The organism is Micromonospora solifontis, assembly GCF_003725545.1.
In the GTDB taxonomy this organism is placed as follows: domain Bacteria; phylum Actinomycetota; class Actinomycetes; order Mycobacteriales; family Micromonosporaceae; genus Micromonospora; species Micromonospora solifontis.
Genome location: NZ_RJLN01000159.1, coordinates 1 through 5,476, shown reverse-complemented (window position 1 = coordinate 5,476; position 5,476 = coordinate 1). Strand labels below are relative to the sequence as shown.

At 71.6% G+C, this 5,476-nt stretch carries 5 protein-coding genes; 3 read left to right on the top strand and 2 right to left on the bottom strand.

The features are described 5' to 3' along the window. The coding region (locus EFE23_RS27330) for a DUF4396 domain-containing protein (RefSeq protein WP_204335632.1) at nt 1-467 on the top strand (467 nt) is incomplete at its 5' end. A gap of 69 nt (nt 468-536) precedes the next feature. On the opposite strand, the gene EFE23_RS27325 is transcribed toward EFE23_RS27330, so the two are convergent. Further along, a complete protein-coding gene (locus tag EFE23_RS27325) occupies nt 537-908 on the bottom strand; it encodes an ArsR/SmtB family transcription factor (RefSeq protein ID WP_123243751.1) in 372 nt (123 codons plus the stop codon). A gap of 56 nt (nt 909-964) precedes the next feature. Between EFE23_RS27325 and EFE23_RS27320 the strand changes: the two genes are divergently transcribed. Then, nucleotides 965-2,983, top strand: a complete 2,019-nt coding sequence (locus EFE23_RS27320; RefSeq protein ID WP_233601171.1) for a heavy metal translocating P-type ATPase — start codon at nt 965-967, stop codon at nt 2,981-2,983. 409 nt (nt 2,984-3,392) lie between these two features. Beyond that, entirely contained in the window at nt 3,393-5,159 is a 1,767-nt protein-coding gene (locus EFE23_RS27315) for an ATP-binding protein (RefSeq protein ID WP_158675941.1), read from the top strand. A gap of 69 nt (nt 5,160-5,228) precedes the next feature. On the opposite strand, the gene EFE23_RS27310 is transcribed toward EFE23_RS27315, so the two are convergent. Then, a partial coding sequence (locus EFE23_RS27310; protein WP_163621064.1) for a hypothetical protein occupies nt 5,229-5,476 on the bottom strand: 248 nt, incomplete at its 5' end.

The following is a 5,476-nucleotide window of genomic DNA, read 5'->3' as shown; positions in this document are numbered from 1 at the left end:
CTAGGAGGTCGCGACATGCTGTGACGACGATCGAGACCTTGCATTGCGCGACGCACTGCGTTCTGGGCGCCATCATTGCTACTGTTATCGTCTTCGCCTTGAGTCTCGAATTGTTCGGCAAGAGATTGTGGTCCGAATTCATCGGTGACTATTTAGCTGCGGCGATGGTCGGCCTTGCGTTCCGGTACTTTACTGAAGATGGCACGAGTGGTCGCAGAGCGTGGGCCGCGATACGGAGATTCCTCAGGGGAGACCTCCTGAGCGTGTCCGTCTTCGAGTTCGCCCTATTGGGTTGGCTGGCCCTAACGGAGCTCCTGGTTTTCCACGAGACCCTCTATCCCAGTAGTCCGGTGTTCTGGCTCATGGTCCAGATCGGGTCGATCATCGGCTTCTTTGCCGCTTGGCGGCCAACGCTGTGGCTGATCCGCCGTGGCGCCAAGGAGGAACTGCTGGGCACGCCGCAGTAGGTGGCCCTCCACTGCGCGCGCTGCCGCTGCCGTCATCACAGCACTCCTGGGCGAAGTGGGGTCTGCGGGTCAGCCGCCAGAGGCGGCGGGGACATGGGTGTGCTCCGCGTGGTCCGGCAGGCTCCGGTCGGTGTGGTCGGCGTGGAACAGGGCCTCGGCGAGCAGCGCTCGGACGTGGGTGTCGGCGGCGGAGTAGTGCACGAAGGTGCCCTCGCGTCGACCGCGGACCAGTCCGGCGAGGCGGAGTTTGGCGAGGTGCTGGCTGACGGCGGTGGGGGCGGCGCCGACGATCTCGGCCAGGCAGGCGACGGACGACTCACCCTGCAGCAGCGCCCAGAGGATCTTGATGCGGGTGGGGTCGGCGAGCAGCCGGAAGCCTTCGGCGGCGAGGTGGACCTGCTCGTCGTTGGGCATCTGGAAATCCGGCAGCGACGTGTGCACCCGGCCCATGGTAGTCGAGCCTGCGCAGGCAACCACCTACCTGAGTAACTATCTGCATGACTATGCAGGTAGTGTTCCTCGTCGTGACCGTGACGACGACTTCGCCCCGCCCATCCGCCGCCGCGCTGCCGCCGTCCGCGTCGCGCGGCGTGGCGGCTCGCGCATGGGCACTGACCGAGGTGCGGTGGGCCGCCCTGGCCACGGCGCTGTTCGCCGCCGGCGGGGTGGCGCACCTTCTCGGCGCGCCGACGCCGGTGTGGTGGGCGTTGTACCTGGCCTGCTACGCCGCCGGCGGCTGGGAGCCGGCCCTGGCCGGGCTGCAGGCGCTGCGCGAGCGGACCCTGGATGTGGACCTGCTGATGATCGTGGCCGCGCTCGGGGCGGCGGGGATCGGGCAGGTGTTTGACGGCGCGCTGCTGATCGTCATCTTCGCCACCTCCGGGGCGTTGGAGGCGTTCGCCACCGCCCGCACCGCCGACTCCGTACGCGCGCTGTTGGACGTGGCCCCGGAGCAGGCGACCCGCCTCAGCACGGATGGCGGCGAGACCGTGGTGAACACGGTCGATTTGCGGGTCGGTGACCTGGTGCGGGTGCGCCCGGGTGAGCGGATCGGCGCCGACGCGGTCGTCGTCGACGGCGTCAGCGAGGTGGACCAGGCCACCATCACCGGCGAGCCGCTGCCGGCGGCCAGGTCGGTCGGCGACGAGGTGTTCGCGGGCACCCTCAACGGCACCGGCACGCTGGTTGTCCGGGTGCATCGTGCAGCCGGCGAGTCGGTGATCGCCCGCATCGTCGCTCTGGTGGAGCAGGCGTCGGCGACCAAGGCCAAGACGCAGCTGTTCATCGAGAAGGTCGAGCAGCGGTACTCGATCGGAGTGGTCGTCGCCACCCTTGCGCTGTTCGCCGTACCCCTCGCCTTCGGCGCCGACCTGCGGTCGACGCTGTTGCGGGCGATGACGTTCATGATCGTGGCCTCGCCGTGCGCGGTGGTCCTCGCCACGATGCCGCCGCTGCTGTCCGCGATCGCCCTCGCCGGCCGGCACGGGGTCCTGGTCAAGTCCGCCGTGGTGATGGAACACCTCGCCGACACCGAGGTGGTGGCGTTCGACAAGACCGGCACCCTCACCGAGGGCCACCCCCGCGTCGTCGACGTCCGTCCCATCGGCGACGCCTGCACGGAGGAGGTGCTGCGGCTGGCCGCCGGGGCCGAACACCCCAGCGAACACCCCGTCGGCGCCGCGGTCCGCGCGGCGGCGCAGGACCACGGGCTGCCAGTGCCGGCGGCGACTGACTTCACGTCCGTGCCCGGCCGGGGCGTACGCGCGGTGGTCGACGGCCGGCAGGTGGCCGTGGGCAGTCCGGTCCTGCTCGACGACCGCCCGCCCACCGCCGCCGACCCGGCCGTGGCCCAGGCCCGCGCCGTGGCCGCCGACGCGCAGGCCACCGGACACACTGCCGTGGTGGTGATCGTCGACGGGGCGTCCGTCGGGGTGCTCACCCTGGCCGACCGCATCCGCGCTGATGCCGCCACCACGGTGACCGCACTGACCCGCCTCACCGGGGCCCGGCCGATGCTGCTCACCGGTGACAACCCCGGCGCCGCCGGGCACCTGGCGGCGGAAGCCGGCATCTCCGACGTGCACGCCGGGCTACTGCCTCAGGACAAGGTCGACCGGGTACGCGCCGCGCAGACCGACGGCCGGCGGGTGCTGCTGGTCGGCGACGGCGTCAACGACGCGCCCGCCCTCGCCGCCGCCGACCTCGGCGTCGCGATGGGTCGCGGCGGATCGGACCTGGCCCTGCAGAGCTCAGACGCCGTCCTCGTCCGCGACGACCTGGCCGCCCTGCCCACGGCGATCGCCCTGTCCCGGCGCGCCCGCCGCCTCGTTAAGGCGAACCTGATCATCGCCGGCGCCTTCATCACCGTGCTGGTGTGCTGGGACCTGTTCGGCGACCTGCCCCTCCCTCTGGGTGTGGCCGGGCACGAAGGATCCACCGTCATCGTCGGCCTCAACGGCCTGCGCCTGCTCGCCTCCGCCGCGTGGCGGCGTGCCCAGACCGAAGGGGCGCCGTGAGTCGCCGCGGCCGGGACGGCGGCGCGACGGCCGGTTGCACCGTCAGGTCGTGCCCGGCGGCGGGGAGACCGTCGTGTGGCGGGCCTGCCTGTACGAGATCACCTTCGACCACGGCCGGCGGCACGGGCGGGACCTGCGGGTGTACCGGCACCGGACCGACTGCTGCGAACCCTACGGTCGGGGCCCGACGACCGTTGCGAGTGAGTCGCCGCCACAGCAACTGGACCGTCGAAGCCGAGAACGGCCAGGCGGCGCTTCCCGGCGGCTGGTCGAACCGGGCCGCGTGGCTCGGCCGATACGGTGCCGTCGACCGGACGGGGGCGGATCCGAGGATCATCGCCACGATGTACGCGAACCCGACAGACACGGAGCATAGCGATCCTGAACGCCAGCCGTAAACAATGACCTGGTGGGCGAGACCAACCTCCGCGACGCGCCGGTGGTGGGGCGCGAGCGGGAGTCTTCGCAGGTCGCGGCCTGGTCGGCCGCGGGGACGGACGGTGCGCGCGGCCTGCTCCTGCGCGGCGAGCCCGGCATCGGAAAGACGACCCTGTGGCGCCGGGCGTTGTCCGCCTGGCGGTCCGCCGGGGGCGTTGTCCTCGTCACCCGGCCGGTCGCGGAGGAGACGGCTCAGGCGTACTCCGGGCTGGTCGACCTGCTCGAGCACCACGTGCCGGATCCGGTCGCGCTGAGCGGTGCGGCCGACCCGATCGCACGCGGCCGTGCCGTGCTGGATGTCCTGCGTGACATCGCCGCCGACCGGCCGGCGCTGATCGCCGTCGACGACCTCCAGTGGCTGGATGCCGCGTCGGCCCGCGCGTTGCGGTACGCGCTGCGTCGCCTGGACACGGAACGGGTGGGAATCCTCGCCACCATACGGACCGGTTCGCCGGCCCAGGATCCGCTGGACCTGCGGAGCCTGCTGCCGCCGGGGCGGCTCGACACGGTCGACATCGGCCCGCTGGAGCCACCGGCCATCCGCCGGCTGGTCGGCGGGGTGCTGTCAACGGTCTCCCCGCGTACGCTGAGCCGGCTCTACGAGGTCTCCGGCGGGAACCCGATGTTCGCCTTGGAGCTGGCGCGCGGTCTGAGCCGGGGCCGCGGCGATCAGCGCGGCCTGAGCAACGGCCGCGACGGGCAGCCGAGCCTGCGGCTGCCGGAGTCGCTGCAGAGTGCGATCGGCCTGCGCCTGGACGGCCTGCCCGCGGATCTGCTGGCGCTGCTGGAGACAGTCTCGGCGCTCGCTCGCACCGCAGTGGCCCAGGTCCGCCGGGCGCTGCCCGGACAGGACGTGGACGGGTTGCTCGACGTAGCGGCCCGCTCGGGGCTGCTGACCGTCGACCCCGACCTTACGGTCCGGTTCTCGCATCCGATGATCGGCTCGGTCCTCTACGACCGGATGGGCCCGCTCACCCGCCGACGCCTGCACGCGCGCCTCGCCGACCTCACCGACGACCCCGACCTGCGTGCACGGCACCTCGCGCGGTGCACCGAGGAGCCGGACTCGGGGGTCGCCACCGCGTTGGAGGAGGCCGCCGACCGGGCGAGCACGCGCGGCGCCCTCGGGTTGGCCGCCGAGTTCGCCGAGCACAGCCTGCGACTGACCCCGGCGTCGGAGGCCGACGCGGAACGGCGGCGCACGCTGGAGCTGATCCGGCACCTGGCCGCCGCCGGGGACATGGGCCAGGCGCTCGACATCGCCGACCGCGCCATCGCCCGGCTGCCGAGCGGGCCGGCGCGGGCCGAGGCGCTCGTCGCCCGAGCCCAGTTGGAGGACGACGACATCGACACCGGCGAGGCACTGCTGGAGCGGGCACTGAACGAGGCCGGTGACGACGAGGCGCTGCGGGGTCGGCTGCTCGACCAGTTGGGTTGGCTGCGCGGTGTGTTCCGGGGGGACCTGCCGGGTGGCATCCGGTACGCGCGAGAGGCGCTCCGGTACGCCGATCGCAGCGGCGACCGAGAGTTCCGGATGTCGGCGGCCGCGGGTCTGTCCAACATGGAGACGCTGGCAGGCACGCCACGACCGGATCTGATGGGCAGATCGGCAGGGCTCGTTTGGGCCCTCGAATCGCCGACGCCCCCAACCGATCGACGTCGACCATCAGGCGATCAAGGCGGCACGCGAAACCCTCGCCCCGTACGTCGTTGCAGCATGACACTACAACCGCGTTAGCCGTCACCTTCGGTGACGGCTAACAGATCTGGTGCGGTGCCGGTGCCGGAGTACCGACGATCTGGCAGGTCAGGTGACCCCGACGTTCAGGTAGAAGTGGCCGAGCTTGAGCGAAAGAGAGGCGCCTCCGAAGTGGTGAATGACCAGGGCCAACAGAATGACGATCAAGATGCAGACGACGAGCCAGATCAGGAACCACACGAACCCTGGGATCCCGTAACGACCGACGCGGGCCATCAGGCTCGCCCCCTCGCGGCTGGCGCCACAGCAGGCACGGCCACGCATGGACGTGTCGGCTGTCGATAACTGCGCCCGAC

Bases quoted from the DNA above. Each gene is read 5' to 3' on its own strand.
- EFE23_RS27320 (WP_233601171.1), top strand. From the start codon at position 965: ATGACTATGCAGGTAGTGTTCCTCGTCGTGACCGTGACGACGACTTCG.